Origin of the sequence: Agrobacterium tumefaciens str. B6 (assembly GCF_001541315.1) — a bacterium.
Classification (GTDB): domain Bacteria; phylum Pseudomonadota; class Alphaproteobacteria; order Rhizobiales; family Rhizobiaceae; genus Agrobacterium; species Agrobacterium radiobacter.
In genome coordinates, this window is the sequence record NZ_LMVK01000049.1 from 73,185 (window position 1) to 88,056 (window position 14,872).

12 protein-coding genes and 1 pseudogene are annotated in these 14,872 nt (G+C 55.6%); 7 read left to right on the forward strand and 6 right to left on the reverse strand.

The genetic code is table 11. The annotated features are described in order from the left end of the window. Nucleotides 1-5: 5 nt before the first annotated feature. A complete protein-coding gene (locus ASB65_RS23105) occupies nt 6-947 on the reverse strand; it encodes an ABC transporter permease (RefSeq protein WP_010892434.1) in 942 nt (313 codons plus the stop codon). Between the two features lie 389 nt (nt 948-1,336). Here ASB65_RS23105 and ASB65_RS23110 point away from each other — a divergent pair, with 389 nt between their 5' ends. The 3 genes and pseudogenes from ASB65_RS23110 to ASB65_RS29020 all read left to right on the forward strand — a co-directional run. Beyond that, the gene (locus ASB65_RS23110) at nt 1,337-1,759 is read left to right on the forward strand and encodes a RidA family protein (RefSeq protein ID WP_010892433.1); all 423 of its coding nucleotides are present in this window, start codon (nt 1,337-1,339) and stop codon (nt 1,757-1,759) included. Between the two features lie 83 nt (nt 1,760-1,842). Further along, entirely contained in the window at nt 1,843-2,703 is an 861-nt protein-coding gene (locus ASB65_RS23115) for a DeoR/GlpR family DNA-binding transcription regulator (RefSeq protein WP_051489787.1), read from the forward strand. Nucleotides 2,704-2,904: 201 nt separating this feature from the next. Next, nucleotides 2,905-3,042 (forward strand): annotated as a pseudogene (locus ASB65_RS29020) (AGE family epimerase/isomerase); the annotation flags it as partial. Between the two features lie 364 nt (nt 3,043-3,406). Here ASB65_RS29020 and ASB65_RS28370 read toward each other — a convergent pair. The 5 genes from ASB65_RS28370 to ASB65_RS23140 form a co-directional block, all read right to left on the reverse strand. Beyond that, nucleotides 3,407-3,991, reverse strand: a complete 585-nt coding sequence (locus tag ASB65_RS28370) for a hypothetical protein (protein WP_010892431.1) — start codon at nt 3,989-3,991, stop codon at nt 3,407-3,409. A gap of 206 nt (nt 3,992-4,197) precedes the next feature. Continuing rightward, nucleotides 4,198-5,850, reverse strand: a complete 1,653-nt coding sequence (locus ASB65_RS23125) for a hydantoinase B/oxoprolinase family protein (protein WP_010892430.1) — start codon at nt 5,848-5,850, stop codon at nt 4,198-4,200. Then, nucleotides 5,847-7,901: a hydantoinase/oxoprolinase family protein gene (locus tag ASB65_RS23130; RefSeq protein ID WP_010892429.1), complete on the reverse strand. Its 2,055-nt coding sequence runs from the start codon at nt 7,899-7,901 to the stop codon at nt 5,847-5,849. The genes ASB65_RS23125 and ASB65_RS23130 overlap by 4 nt, the downstream gene beginning before the upstream one ends. Nucleotides 7,902-7,941: 40 nt before the next feature. Further along, nucleotides 7,942-9,255 carry an NAD(P)/FAD-dependent oxidoreductase gene (locus ASB65_RS23135; protein ID WP_010892428.1) on the reverse strand — a complete coding sequence of 438 codons (1,314 nt, stop codon included), beginning with the start codon at nt 9,253-9,255 and terminating at the stop codon, nt 7,942-7,944. Between the two features lies 1 nt (nt 9,256). Continuing rightward, on the reverse strand, nt 9,257-9,463 hold the full coding sequence (locus ASB65_RS23140; protein WP_040132263.1) for a hypothetical protein: 207 nt from the start codon (nt 9,461-9,463) through the stop codon (nt 9,257-9,259). Nucleotides 9,464-9,737: 274 nt separating this feature from the next. On the opposite strand from ASB65_RS23140, the gene ASB65_RS23145 reads away from it, so the two are divergent. Genes ASB65_RS23145 through ASB65_RS23160 form a run of 4 tightly spaced genes read left to right on the forward strand, consistent with a single transcriptional unit; the run spans nt 9,738 to nt 14,798 of the window. Next, entirely contained in the window at nt 9,738-11,447 is a 1,710-nt protein-coding gene (locus ASB65_RS23145; RefSeq protein ID WP_010892427.1) for an ABC transporter ATP-binding protein, read from the forward strand. After that, on the forward strand, nt 11,447-12,418 hold the full coding sequence (locus tag ASB65_RS23150; RefSeq protein WP_010892426.1) for an ABC transporter permease: 972 nt from the start codon (nt 11,447-11,449) through the stop codon (nt 12,416-12,418). The genes ASB65_RS23145 and ASB65_RS23150 overlap by 1 nt, the downstream gene beginning before the upstream one ends. Continuing rightward, the gene (locus tag ASB65_RS23155) at nt 12,415-13,242 is read left to right on the forward strand and encodes an ABC transporter permease (RefSeq protein ID WP_010892425.1); all 828 of its coding nucleotides are present in this window, start codon (nt 12,415-12,417) and stop codon (nt 13,240-13,242) included. Before ASB65_RS23150 ends, ASB65_RS23155 begins: the two co-directional genes overlap by 4 nt. A 44-nt stretch (nt 13,243-13,286) precedes the next feature. Continuing rightward, nucleotides 13,287-14,798, forward strand: a complete 1,512-nt coding sequence (locus ASB65_RS23160; RefSeq protein ID WP_233282727.1) for an ABC transporter substrate-binding protein — start codon at nt 13,287-13,289, stop codon at nt 14,796-14,798. The last annotated feature ends 74 nt before the right edge of the window (nt 14,799-14,872 follow it).

The following is a 14,872-nucleotide window of genomic DNA, read 5'->3' on the forward strand; positions in this document are numbered from 1 at the left end:
ATTTTTCATTTGTATTGCACCCTCGGATCAAACAGGCCGTAAGTGAGGTCGGTCGCGAGGTTCACGATCACGACGATCAGTGTGTAGACAACCACCATGCCCTGAAGGAGCGTGTAATCGCGTTGGCTCAGCGCTGTAAGAATGAGCTTGCCAAGCCCTGGCCGGGAGAAAACGATCTCAGTGAGAACCGAGTTTCCAATCAGAATGCCAAGATAAAGGCCAACCACCGTGCTGATTGGGATCAGGCAGTTACCAAGAGCATGACGCCAGATTACTACGGAGGGTCGGGCACCCTTGGCGCGGGCGGTGCGGACAAAGTCTTGATTGAGGACTTCGAGCATCGCGGATCGCGTGACACGGGTGATGTAGGCCATCATGATCAGCGCGAGGGAAATTACAGGTAGTGTCATCTGCCAAACGCGGTTCACGATCCCATCGCCCGTTCCGGCACTAATGACCGGAAACCAGCGCAGATTGATCGCAAAAACAATCAACAGGACGATGGCCGAAACGAAACCAGGAAGAGAAAGGCCAATGAGCGAGATCAGGCGCAGAATGTAGTCAGGAAGCTTGCTGCGTTTCACTGCCGCCCAGACGCCCGTAGGCACTCCGAGGATAAGTCCCACGACCAACGAAGCGAAGGTCAGCTCCAACGTGTATGGCAGTACGCTCATGACCTCCTCGGTGACCGGTCTTCCGGTGACCATCGAGTTCCCGAGATCGCCCTTCACTGCACTTCCCAGAAACTGGACATACTGCAGACCGATTGGTTGGTCGAGGCCAAGCCGTTGGCGCAACGCCGCAACACTTTCTGGGCTCGCCTGATCGCCGAGGATCATGAGCACTGGATCGCCTGGAAGGACCCTAACCATAAGAAATATGAGCGTGAGAACGCTCAGGAGTGTCACGACAGCAAAGCAAAGTCGCTTCGCCAGATACAGTAACATGATTTTGCTCCCCAAGGCGCACGTTGATCCGCGTCGCTCCTATTTGTTCAAATTCCGTCAAGGATCGCTCGATGCGGCGACCCCAAGGCAACACGCACTACCAAAGTGGAGCTAATTGCCACTTCTTAAACGTCATAACTGCGACATAATGGCGTTAGATCACAAAACGTCAAGTATGCGCACGAATTCACGAACGTTTTTTCGCTTTTCAGTGAATTTAATGACGCTTTTTGATGTTTTTCTTGCGAAGTGCGCACGATCGCAATACGTCAGTGATCGCTCACCGCATCCGCGCGGTGCGCGAGTGCTGACGCCCCTTGGCGATCACGCTGGTTTTTGGCGCCGTCTGACAAGTTGGTGCTTATCTATCGAACTCAAAGAGGAACCAAATGGTCGAGGTCATCAAAGTTAAATCCGGAAGCCTGTACGAAACGAAGGAAAGCTATTCGCGCATCGTGGCCGTAGATAACTGGATCTACGTTTCCAACACCGCAGGTCGCAATTATAAGACCCGCGAAATGTCCACGGATCCCGTCGAGCAGGCTACGCAGTGCTTCAACAATATCGAGCGCGCCCTCGCGTCGGTTGGCGCATCCCTAAAGGACGTCATCAACTCGACCATCTACATCCCGAACGTCGCTGACGCGCCGACCGTGATGGCTTACGTCGGTGAACGCTTCCGCGGCATCGATCCGGCACGCACGGTTCTTTGCACGCCGCTCGGCAACGACGAATTCAAGGTCGAGATCGAAGTGCAGGCCTATAAGGGTGCCGGCGCCGTCGAAGCGAAGCTCATCGACATCAGCCAGTGAGTTTCGGTGGGAGGTCGGTGCAGGGCGACCTCCCAAATGAAAGAAACCTTCCATCATTCCGATTTCTCGCATAAGAAATGGTCATGAAGTTGAGAACAGCGAGAAAGCCTTTGAACGACAAAAATATTGCTCAAGACGAGGATTTCCTGCCGGCAGAGCGGCGCGCAAAGATAATGGATTGGTTTTCCACCAACTCGGTTGCGTCGACACAGGATCTCGCTCGACGTCTAAATGCTTCAATTTCAACCATCCGACGTGATCTGGATCTGCTCGCTGCGGATGGGATGCTGAAAAGAACGCATGGGGGTGCCGTCCGAATACGGCAGAACACCACCTACGAGCAGCGCATGGAGGAGGCCCGCAACACCTCGGTTGAGGAAAAGCGCGCTATTGCGAGAGCGGCTGCGAGCATATTGCAGCCGGGCCAGAGCGTACTGATCGATTCAAAATCAACATCGCATCTTCTCGCTCAGGCGATCGCGGATCTTGGTATCCCGCTGACAGTCATTACCAATGACGTGCAGGTCGCGGCCATCCTTGCTAACAAAGATCCTATTTCTCTAGTGGTTCCAGGCGGAACCTGCAGGCATGGTGCCTATGTGCTTCTGGGGGAGATGAGCACGAAGTTCGTGCGAGAGCTGAATTGCGACCACTATTTCCTCTGTACTCACGCTGTGGATGCGAGCGGACCGACAGACACGTTTCTGGACCTGGTTCAGCTCCAGCGCGCCATGGTTGGCGCGGCTATGGAAACCACGCTGATCATCGACAGCAGCAAGTTCGGCAGCAGAAAGATCTATAGTGTCGTCCCGATGAAACAGATCAAACGAATTATAACCGATGAGGGTTTGTCCCCGGAAGATCGCGATAAGTATTCGAGCCTGGTCGACGAACTAGTCATCGCGCCGTTCCTGGAGGACACTCCCTCCGAACAGGAAGAATAGTTTTTCCGTTCCATTGCCTTGGCGGTGCAGCGCTTGAGAGAACTTAGTGCCGACACTTCGCTGCCGAGCATCGGAATTTAGACGCTCAAAACGAGAAGCGCCAGCTACAGCCATTCATCGTCAATAGACGCAATCCCATTTTCCGGGCATGCGAGAAGGTGCCCGTGCGCCCGATGCATCCAACTTCCTCGGGAGAAACTAATGAACCACGAACAGAATGCCTCCAAATGGGCTTCCCTGCCCTATCATCGTCACTGGCTTCTACAACAGGCAAACAGCCTGTTCGATTTCTTCCAGTATCGCGCCATGAACTCTAAGGGCGGTTTCTTCGATCTCGACGATCAGCCTCCCTCGCGAGCGGGGACGTTTCTTTCGTCCCGACGATCCTCTCTGCAAGTTTCTCAGAGACGTACATGTTCATATCTTTCAGGTTACGGTTGATTATTCTCGCTGATTGAGAAAAGCGGGATCGAACGGCAGTCGTGTATCTCCCTCACTGTTTGATATGACGAGATGATCGTCTTCGCAGACGACCGCACCGACCGTAAGGTCCTTCCAAGCCTGGTGGGCGCTCCGATAACAGACTTGATTTCAATATCCGCGGCGAGATCGATTGCGGTCGCAATGCCCTCGCGGGATAAGGCGTTTTCGGCGAGCGATGCCGCATGACCGTATCCAAAATAGCTGCAGCATTCCTCCACACCTAGGACACCGGTGTGCCTGCCGTCCCACGGTCCGTAAAACCGGCCACCGTTGGAATACCAAAGGAGCGTCGATGGCAAGGCGATTTGAGAATGATGGCCATATCCTCCTCTGCCAGACGGACGACCACGGACCAGCCAAGAGAGTTCTTTGGGTGCTCGATCAGCATCGCCAGATCCTCGTTCGTTTCAGCGAGCGGATAGCTGAGAAGATCGACCTGCCCGCCATCCTTCAGCGGAAACACGTGCGGGTCTGAAGAGCGGGCCGGATAGGCCAGCACTGACCTGCCCCGATGCGGATCGGGCTCAAGAGCAGTAGACATCGTCTCGGCCCAGAGCTTCGCTGAAATAGATACTTTGCCACCGGACGGGAGGCTGACCATCGTATGGTACGCGACTGGGATCTTGCCTGAAGCACCAACGAACCTGTGCGACTGATAAAGGAAGGGGTGGTGATCCCGTACGACGAATGTTTTTATAATCTCGCCGCCCAATCCAGGGAACGGTGTGGAAAAGCGATAACCTGCGGCCGCCCAAGGTGACCTTGAATTTGGCAATCTGGCCCAGCGCGAGATCCAGCTCGACATCAACTCCAGTTGCTGAGAGCTTATAGATCTTCGGAAAGTTAGTCGTGTGAGATTACCTCTGTGAGATATCTTGCCGAGGCGCCAGGAGAATTGACAACAGGAGGGCCGGCGAGATCGCCTTGCTCACCAGCCACGTTCAGCCGAAAGGGACGCTCATTAAAAACTGCCTTGACCGCATCGATTCAACTCGAGGCGGCCAATGGGTTTTAAGCGATGGCCGAACGGCCAGCGTCTGGTGAGGCTCGGTATCCGTAAACGCGTTCAGCGTAATCGGTGGTGATCCGCTCTTCTTTGATATCCCGGCTGATCGCGTCCAATGAACGGCCACTGGGCGAACCGTACCCACCGCCTCCCGGAGTTACGATCTCGATAATCTGGCCGGCCCGCAACTGCACTATGCCTGGCAGGTTGTGCTGACCATTACCGAAATTGAAATCGGAACCCGTAGCCTCAAGTCCTCCCTGGAGCCCCCATGGATAAATGGAGAAGCGCGCGCCGTCGATCGCGCAACGGCAGTCGGCTTCGATGCGGTATACACGTCGTAAACCCATCCCACCCCGCCATGTGCCAGCTCCCGCGGAATCGTTCGCCAGTTCGTAACGCAGCAGCGTAAGTGGGTACTCGAGTTCAAGGGCTTCTACCGGAAGGTTCGAGGTGTTCGTCATATGGACGTGAATTCCGCTCAAACCGTCTGCAGTCGGCCGTGCACCGCCGCCGCCGCCAATGGTTTCGAGATAGACCCATAGCGAGCCGTCGTCCCGAGTGCCGGTAAAGGTCGCGCCGGTACAGGCACCATTTCCAGCGGCTGTTACCTTCTCCGGCCAAGCCTTCGCGAGCGCGCCCTGGACAAGATCGGCGACTCGCTGGCATGCGCTGATCCGTCCATCGACGGCTGCAGGGTGCTTGCAGTTGAGCAGGGAGCCATGTGGCGCTTCCACGGTTATTGGCCGCGACAGGCCTGCGTTCGGCAGGATCGTCGGGTCTATGACCGCTTTGACCGCATAGTAGCAAGTGGCAAGCAGGGCCGTATAGATCACGTTCAGGCCGGCTGGCACCTGAGGTGGTGCGTTAAAGGCGATGTGCATCGCATCGCCCTTGATTGTGATGTCAACGTTCAGCTCCATGATTTCAGAGAACTGATTACTGTCGAAATAGTCAGTGAAACTGTAGACCCCGTCGGGGATTGCCGCGATGCCTGCACGCATCTTGCGCTCCGCGTAGTCCTGCAGCGCATCACCGGCCGCCAACACCTTGTCAGCTCCGTACTTCGAGCAAAGGTCCTGCATACGCTGGACGCAAAGTCTGTTCGCCGACATCTGAGCGCGAAGGTCGGACAAGCGTTCGTGCGGAACCTGGCAGTTCAGCAAGAACACGTCCTGCAGATCCTGCTGCAACTCGCCTTTACGATAGAGGCGCACAGGCGGAAGGCGAATTCCCTCCTGGTAGATGTGCGCATGGCCGCGATCGGCGAAGTCTGCGTGATGGGCGGTGTTGACCGCCCAACCGACCATGGTTTCGCCATGAAAGATCGGTTCGGCAAGAACAATATCAGGAAGATGGGTCGCGCCGCCTTCATATGCGTCATTTCCGATGAAAACATCGCCGGGCTTGATATCTTCTGCCGCATATCGCTTGTTGATATGCGGAATTATGCCGATGAAGCTTCCGAGATGCATCGGTATATGCTCGGCCTGGCAAAGCGTGTTTCCACGCCAGTCGAACAACGCGGTCGAGCAATCCCGACGTTCCTTGATGTTGGTTGAATAGCTAGCACGCACCAATGCCTCGCCCATCTCCTCCACAATCGAAGTGAGAGCACTGCCAATGACTTCAACGGTAATCGGGTCGATCTTGGTCATGCCCGCATCTCCAAAATGAGGTTGAGGTAAGGATCAACGTTAGCGTTCATATCCGGAAGGATAACGGTTGTCGTATCCATCTGCTCGACAATGGCGGGACCAACGATACGGTTGCCGGGCTTCAGCTTTTCACGCGCATACACAGGGCACGAAACAAAATCCTTCGCTTCGTCCATATAGACCTGGCGCGAGCCAACAACGGCATTCCCGCAGTCCAGGCCAGCTTCGGGATGGGGTGCGAATTCAGCCTTGTTCACGACGCCGGCCGCTTCAAGGCGCAAGGTCACGATCTGGATCTGCTCGCCCTCCGCGATGAACCCGAAACGCTGCTGATGAGCTTGCTCGAACCCATTTACCAAAGTCTGCAGCGTGTCAGCACCCAACTCGCCCGCAGGGACTGAAACTTGAAGCTCATAGTTCTGACCGACGTAGCGCATGTCAGCAGTGCGATTGACAACGCGACGTTCGGTTTCGATACCTTCCTGTTCGAACCAAGAAGCAGCTTGCGCCTCGAGCGAGGCGAAACCAGTTATCATCGGCTCGACAGCGTTCTGATCGACCTTCATCAATCGAGAGATCGCAAAGTCCGATCGCAGGTCCGTCAAAAGTAGGCCAAGCGCACACAGCGTGCCCGGCGTGAGCGGCACAATGATGCGGCTCATGTCGAGTTCCTTGGCAAGCCTAGCTGCATGAAGCGGACCCGCCCCGCCAAAGGCCATCATCGCGTAGTCGCGCGGATCGTGGCCTCGTTGAACACTGATCAGGCGAATGGCTTTGGCCATGCTGGCGGTAACGACCGAGATGATGCCTTGCGCGGTCTCCATCAAACCCAAACCGAGCTGATCGGCCAGCCTTTGTACGGCTTCGACTGCGAGATCGCGACGTACCTTCATGCGACCACCGAGGATCTCAACAGGGTTGAGTGTCTGCAGTACGATGTTCGCGTCCGTGACCGTGGCTTCCGTGTTCCCCCGGCCATAGCATACGGGCCCAGGGTCGGCGCCTGCGGAACGCGGTCCGACTTTAAGCAGCCCACCGCTATCCACAAAAGCGATGGATCCGCCGCCCGCGCCGACCGTATGAATGTCCAGCATGGGAGCTTTGATCGGATAGCCGTGCACATTTGCTTCTCCGGTGAGCTTACAGATGCCACCTTGAAGAAGTGCCACGTCGCTTGAGGTTCCGCCAACATCGAACGTGATGATGTTTTCAAAACCTGCCATGCGGCCAACTGCCTGCGCTGCCACGACGCCAGTGCTCGGCCCGGATAACACTGTACGAACTGGAAGTTGTGCGGCCACATCGAAACCGATGACACCACCGTTTGACTGCGTCAGTTGCGGAGCGACTGGCACTCCAAGATCGGTTAGGCGCTGTTTCAGCCTATCAATATAGCGCTGCATGACTGGGCCGAGATAGGCGTTAACGACGGTCGTCGACATGCGCTCAAACTCGCGAAACTCCGGCGCAACGTCATGCGAAGCACTCACAAAGACGTCCGGCATTTCATCCCTGAGAATCTCCACCACACGCTGCTCATGTGCGCTATTTAAGAATCCGTATATGAAGCAAATCGCAACGGCTTTGACCTCTTCCTCGCCAAGTTTGCGAACCGCTGCGCGCAGTTTCACCTCATCGAGCGCCAGGTCACTGGATCCGTCCGACTTCAAACGTTCAGGAACCTCCTGTCGGCGGTCTCGGCTGACGAGAGTTTCAGGCTTTTCGACATTCATGTCATAGAGGCTGGGGCGCTTCTGGCGGCCGATTTCCAGAAGATCGCGGAATCCGTCGGTCGTGATCAGGCCCGTAGGGACGCCCTTCAGCTCGATCAGAGCGTTGGTAGCAACGGTTGTCCCGTGACCGAGGAATGCTACGTGCGCAGCAGTGCTGCCCACCGTTGCCAGCCCCTCGGAGACGCCATCGGATATACCCCGTGACGGATCGTCCGGGGTGGACGGCACCTTCCAGATATTTAGCTTACCGGTTTCATCGTCGAACAGGCACACGTCCGTAAACGTGCCACCGGAGTCGACGCCAATTCTTAATGCCATGTTTTCACCCTCTTAAGCCAAGGTTAGAAGTGCGAGCGGATCAGGCTGCCTTGGTCTTTTTGAAACGATCGAATCTGAACGGAGCAGGATCAACGCTCGGCTGAGCGTTGGTGACGAGATCCGCCATCAGCTTTCCGGATCCGGGCCCAATACCGAACCCATGTCCGGAGAAGCCGCTGGCGATGAAGAAACCGGGAATTCCGCCGGCTGGTCCGATGACGGGTATTGCGTCCGGCGTAACATCGATCAGCCCGGCCCAGCTCTGAGTGATCCGGCTATCCGCAAATGCTGGAAATGCTTTCACCAGGTGGGCCAAGCCCTCCCGGTTGAACCTTTCGAAGGGTTTTGGATCCAGAATTCTGACCTGCTCAAAGGGAGATATCGCATCTGCCGCCCAGGAGCGGGGTGTTCGCCACTCTTCTATAAAGCGGCTCCCAACGCGGAGCGTCAGCTCGTCCCAGCCCTTGATAAGGGTCGGCATAAAATCGGTGAAAAGACGGAAGCTGTCGGGCACAATTGGGGCGACATTGGCATTGCGCATTGCGATATTGAAGCTACCGTCCTGGCGACGGCGAAACGAGAAATTGTCAGCTCCGACCGGCATGTCTGGCACACCTTCTACCGACGTAGCTCTGGCGACCGTGGCTAGAATTTTGAGCTGAGGGAAATCGATTCCCATATTTCCGCTAAACAGCCGCGACCATGCACCCCCCGCCAGCACGACGGACGAACAAGCTATACGACCCCGTTCGGTGACAACGCCGCTGACAGCGCCTCCAGATCGCTCAATAGACCGGACCGCGCAGCCAGTGATGATATGCGCGCCTGCGCGGATGGCGCCGCGTGCGATAGCCGGGGCAGCCTTAGAAGGTTCAGCGCGACCATCGGTCGAAGTGTGCAACGCGGCAGTAAAACCGTCAGCCATACCTGGGAGGTGCTGACGCAACTCCTCCTTCTTTAACAAGCGAGAGTCGAGGCCATGTTTCCGGGCGTGCACGAGCCAAGCCTCATACTCGGCTTCCTGGCGAGTATTGCGGCACAAATAGGCAATGCCCGTCTGTCGAAAACCTGTTTCCTCCCCTATTCGAGCATTCAGCCCCTTCCACAAGTTGAGACTTTCGACAGCGAGCGGAATTTCGCTGGCATCACGCCCCATTTGGCGCACCCAGCCCCAGTTTCGGCCAGACTGTTCTCCTGCGATTAGGCCCTTTTCGCAGAGCGCGACAGAAATACCGCGCTCTGCCAGCTCAAGAGCTGTCGAAACTCCAACGATGCCACCACCAATTACGACAACATCGACCTTTTCAGGCAAGATTTGCGCCGACGGAACTGCGTCGGGAATAATACGAGACATTTTAATACCGGCCTTTTTTTAGTTTGCGATCAACCTGGCGCTCCGCCGGCATCGCAGCCTTTTCAGGGTTATTGGAAGGTTTGCACTCGGTATCGACGAGATAGAGCAACACTACCGGCTGAATGGTCTCGCCAGGCTGCAGAGAAATGAGCCGTAAACCTTGCAATGCGTCAGATATGAGCATCATTCGGGCGTGAGTGGTTGCCATTGTCGATCCCCCGGGGGACGGCCCTACCGGCCTCCACCCGTTTTATGGTGACGTTAGGCGGCGTTTTGAATTCTGACAAGTCAATATTTGAAAGATGTCGGGCTAAAAACGTCAATTGCGACCATCAAGGCCTATCCAAATGACATTTATGACGCGCGCTATTGACGATCTTTGGCGATTTGTGTCTTACTTTGGAAAAATAGCGCAGAAGCGTTCAACAATAACGGGAACACACTTTTCCATCTGAAGAGTGAGATCTAGAACGGATCGCAATATGCCGAGTAGGGAAGTCCTGAAGATCGACAATCTCACCGTTGCTTTCAAAACGGGCGACGGGTTGCGCACAGCAGTGAATTCAGTGTCTTTGTCACTGCATTCAGGGGAAATCTTGGGCCTTGTGGGAGAAAGTGGAAGCGGGAAGACGATCCTTTCACTCGCTGCAATGGGACTTCTTCCGCCCAACGCGGTTGTCGCGGGCGGAACCGTTAAATTCTTCGGTGAAGACCTTCTGACCGCGCGGCCTGACGTTTTGCGGAAATTGCGCGGAAAGCGCATTGCCATGATCTTTCAGGATCCTATGGCATCGCTCGATCCCGTGTTTACCTGTGGCAGCCAGATTGTTGAATCAATTTTGCTGCACGAGCGGGTTCCCCGCCGCAACGCGCATCAGCGTGCTTTGGATCTGCTGACAAAAGTGGGAATCGTCGATCCGGAGAGATGCATGGGCTCCTACCCGCATGAACTCTCCGGAGGACAGTGCCAACGCGTGATGATCGCAATGGCAGTCGCTTGCAAGCCGGATGTCATCATTGCCGACGAACCGACAACCGCACTTGACGTCACAGTGCAAAAACAGGTGCTCAACTTGCTCCAAAACCTCAATCAGGAAATCGGAGCCGCTATCCTTCTCATCACCCACGATCTTGGTGTGATCTACGAAGTCGCGGACCGTGTGGCGGTCATTTATCGCGGCGATATGATGGAGGAGGCCAAAACAACAGACCTCTTTGCAGCCCCGAAAAGCGCTTACACCAAGGCTTTGATTGCTTCCATGCCATCGGTGTCGACACCGAAAACCCGCCTTCCTGTTATCGGTAAGGACGAGAGCGGAGCGATTGCAAGTATCGTTGATACCCGACCGACTTCGGCGAACGAAATAGCGCCCGAGCGCAGCAGACAGACGCTCCTCACAATCAGGAACCTTACCAAAACATTCTGGCTGCGAGAAAGCCCGCTTGCGCCTCCCAAGGAGTTCCGTGCCGTCGATGATGTCAGTCTGGATATACCTGCTCGCTCGACGGTCGGGCTCGTTGGGGAGTCCGGATGCGGGAAATCAACTCTTTCGCGTCTCGTCATGCGTTTGATGGAGCCCAACAGTGGCACGATCGAATTCGATGGCATCGACCTTACAAGTCTCGATCGCGAGCGCCTTCGTCATGCCAGACAGAATTTCGCATTGGTTTTCCAAAACCCTTATGGGTCGCTCAACCCCAGACAGACTGTTACCGACCTGATCGCCGCTCCCGTCGATATCCATGCCAAAGGGCGGGATCGAGAAGCAATCGTTGCGAAACTGCTTGATGCGGTCGGCTTACCGCGAGACGCGATGCGTCGGTATCCGCACGAGTTCTCCGGGGGCCAGCGTCAACGAATCGTCATCGCACGGGCACTGGCTTTGAGACCGAAACTTCTAATCTGCGACGAAGCGGTTTCGGCACTCGACGTCTCCGTCCAGGCTCAAGTGCTCAATCTTTTGCAGGATCTGCAGGATGAGTTCGACCTTACTTACCTCTTCATCACACACGACATGTCCGTTGTCCGACACATAAGCGATACGATCGCGGTGATGCAGAAAGGGCGGATCGTCGAGACAGGTACAGCGGAAGAGGTCTTCGACCATCCTAAGGATGAATATACCCGCACATTGTTGAGAGCTGTCCCCAAGATCGGTACCGCCCAGCCGTCCAAGCTTGAGGTGCACTGATGGAGACCCTGTCGACGTTCGTGATCACACTGGGTTCAAGGCTCATTACCGCGCTGGTCCAGTTATGGGTTATCGCCACCCTCGTGTTCTCGATCATGTATATCATGCCCGGCGACCCCGTCTTGTTATTGCTGGGGCCCGAGAGCAACCCGTCGCCTGAGGCGGTCGCGGCAATGCGCCATCAGCTCGGTCTCGACCAACCTGTCATGTCACAGTACCTCAAATGGTTGGGGAACGCTGCTTCGGGCGACCTTGGCAACTCGGTCGACGGCGTGTCTGTCGTTGAGTACATCACCGCGAGCATCCCTAAAACAATGGAGCTTGCGACCGCCGCGATTATCCTGGCGTCGATCATTGGTGTCCCGATCGGTATTGCCGCTGCCCTTCGTCGTGGACGTTTTCTCGATAGCCTTCTGACATCGCTCTCGACACTGGGCATTTCGCTGCCCGTTTATATTCTCGGTTCCCTTCTAATTTTGATGTTCAGCCTCAAGCTCGGATGGCTTCCGTCGAGTGGCTACACCGACATTTCTCGAAGCGTCTTCCTCCACTTTCAGAAGTTGACCTTGCCGGCCGTCACCCTCGGTCTCGGCCTCGCAGCATCCATAGCCCGGATGACACGTTCGTCGATGCTGGAAATCCTCGGCCGCGATTTTGTTCGGTCGCTGCGCGCCAGGGGGATGCGCGAACGTCGGGTCATCTGGGTCCATGTACTTCGTAACGCAGCGATTCCGATTGTTACGATTATCGGATTGCAACTCGGCAATCTGATGGGAGGAACCGTCCTTGTTGAGGCTCTTTACAATTGGCCAGGCCTGAGCACGCTTCTAGTCACCGCCGTTTCCAATCGGAATTATCCGCTTGTCCAGGGAAGTATCCTGACGATCGCGGCACTTTTCATCCTGATCAATCTGTGCGTCGACATCCTTTACAGCCTTCTCGATCCACGTATTCGCCGGAAACGCGCATGAAGAACTTTGTCCTTTCTCGTCGCCCGCTCATAGCTGCCAGCCTGATTGTGGTGCTCGCAGTCCTCACTGTTGCGATTTTAGGTCCACTCATCGCGCCAAACGACCCTCTCGCAATCAACCAGAATGCCGTTCACCAACCAAGCTCTGCACAGCATTGGCTTGGAACCGACGAATTTGGCCGCGACATTCTCTCGCGCCTTCTCATAGGCATCCGCCCGACCATGCTGGTGGCGGTCATATCAACAATTATTGCGGCTGTAGGCGGTACCGCGTGCGGCATCATCGGAGCGTACAGCCGGCCGACCATCTCATTTTTTGTCATGCGAGCGGTCGACATCATGCTCAGCTTCCCAGCGATCCTGCTCGCTCTTCTCGCCGTTGGTTTCTGGCGAAGCGGCGTCGCTAGCCTCAGTGTCGTGATCGGTATCATCTTCATTCCGCAATTCGCACGTGTCGCCCAATCCGCTGCGTTGCAAGTCATCAGTCAGGAATTTGTCGAAGCCGAGCACGCCATGGGCGCTCGATATCTTCGGGTCGTGATGCGTGCCATCCTGCCAAATATCCTGTCGCCACTCGTTGTTCAGGCCACGCTGACCATCGCAGCAGCGATCCTTCTTGAGTCCGGATTGAGCTTTCTCGGTCTGGGTATCGTGCCGCCGGAGCCCTCGTGGGGGCAAATGATTGGAACGGCACGCGGCTATCTTGGCCAAAATCCCATGTACGTCGTCTGGCCTTCGTTGTGTCTGGCACTCACCGTTCTCGCCATCAACGTCCTTGGAGATGCTCTTCGCGACCACCTCGATCCGAGACTCCGCGAAAACTGACAACTGCAGCAACGAAAGGGAACATCATGAAGAGAATTCTCCAAATGGCCCTTGTCGCGGGCCTTACCGGCCTCACTACGACAAGCGCGCTCGCAGGCGGCACTCTCTATTTTGGACTATCGGGAGAGCCCTCGACCCTGGATACAGTGGTTCAGCCAGGTACATCCGGCCGGACCGTAAAACTTGCTATCCACCGCGGACTCGTCAACTACGGGATCGATGGCAAAATCTCGCCTGAATTGGCTGAAAGCTACGAAGTGAGCCCTGACGCAAAGGAATTCACGTTCCACCTGCGGCAGGCAAAGTTCCATGATGGCACGACCGTCACATCGGCCGACGTCAAAGCTTCTCTCGAGAGAATTCTCGACCCGAAGGGCAAGGCTTCCTTCCGTAACGAACTTTCCAGCATCTCAAAAATAGAAACGCCGGATGAGAAAACCGTCAAACTGACACTCTCAACCCCGTCCGTCGCTATGATCGACTATCTCGCCCTTCCTGAATCCGTTATCGTGCCCGCCGCCTGGCTGGCAAAAAACGCCGATAACCCGAACGCTGCGCCAGTCGGGGCCGGTCCCTTCAAGTTTGCGGGCTGGACCCGCGGTCGCGAGATCACGGTCAAAAAATTTGACGACTATTACAAGAAGGGCAAGCCCGACTTGGACGAGGTCCATTATGTCTTCTACAGTGACGAGAACACGCGCGTAAATGCGTTGAAATCCGGCGACGTGGATATCATTGACTACGTTCCAGCCAAGGACGCCGCTGATATCGCCAAAGGTCCTGAAACGCAGCTTTTACGTAATACTGGTCCCTTTATGGGCTTGCAGTTCAATACGAAGTTCGAGCCCTTCTCCAAGCCTGAGGTTCGCCAGGCAATCGCCTATGCGGTTGATCGCAGCGCTATCATCAACACCGCCTTCAACGGTCTCGGCAGCCCTATCTTCGGAATTGCGATCCCGAAAGGCTACATGGGCTATTCAGACGCCAAGGCGAACTATTTCTCGCATCACGTCGAAAAGGCAAAGGCACTGCTTGCCAAGGCAGGCTATCCGAACGGGTTCGAGGTGCGGCTGCTCGCTACCTCGCAATACAGCTTTCAACAAAACACCGCGATTGCCATTCAGTCAGAGCTCGCCAAAATCGGAATCAAGGTGAAGCTCGATCTCCCGGATTGGGCAAGCCGCATGGCGAAGGCCTCGACAGGTGACTACGATTTCACTGTCATGGGCAGCCTCGGCGAAATCACCGACGCCGACTGGCTCAGCAACTACTATTATGGCGGCGACAAGCTGGTCCGCACTAACAATTCGCCGTACTTCAACGATCAGCAGATCAACGACCTTCTCGACAAGGGGCGAGCCACGGTTGACAAGGCTGAACGGGTGAAAATCTACGACGCATTTGTCGACCGCGCACTCGAACTGTCACCACTGGTCTACTTCATGTGGCGCGAACAGAACTATGCGGTGAAAAAGGGCGTGACCGGCTTCACTAACATGCCCGGCTTCCTGACTTTCCAGTCTGGGCTTAGTATCGAAAACACGAAAATTGAATAAATTCAAGGGCTGTCGAATGCTGGATGCATTCGGCAGCCCCTTTGACAAAGGCTGCCGAACGAATGAAGATCCAA